A 337-nucleotide genomic window follows, 5' to 3' on the forward strand; every position below is an offset into this window, starting at 1 on the left:
AATCTCATGTCAGCAGACCGAGAAGGAAAAACTTGAAGAACTTGTTAAAAATTGGAATGGGAAGGAGGTGCTATTTCCGACAAATCCTAGTTTTACGTTATATGGAAAAACTCCTGTCGATTTTAAAATCCCTGTTTCGGATTATAAGATCGTGACCTATGTCGATTCGTTGGGTTGTTCCAGCTGTAAATTGCAATTGCCTAAATGGAAGGAGTTTATGAAATATGCGGATTCTATAGTAGGCTATCAAATACCGGTTCTTTTTTTCCTTCATCCTGCTAATGTTCGCGAGATGAGGTCTGTGTTAAAACAAAATCGTTTTGATTATCCTGTTTGT

General features: G+C 37.4%; 1 pseudogene. It reads left to right on the plus strand.

The window, feature by feature from the left end:
* Window position 1 precedes the first annotated feature (1 nt).
* Window positions 2–337, plus strand: a pseudogene (locus tag JZY04_RS21595) (hypothetical protein); the annotation flags it as partial.

The organism is Bacteroides sp. 11BF, assembly GCF_019633765.1.
In the GTDB taxonomy this organism is placed as follows: Bacteria; Bacteroidota; Bacteroidia; order Bacteroidales; family Bacteroidaceae; genus Bacteroides; species Bacteroides hominis.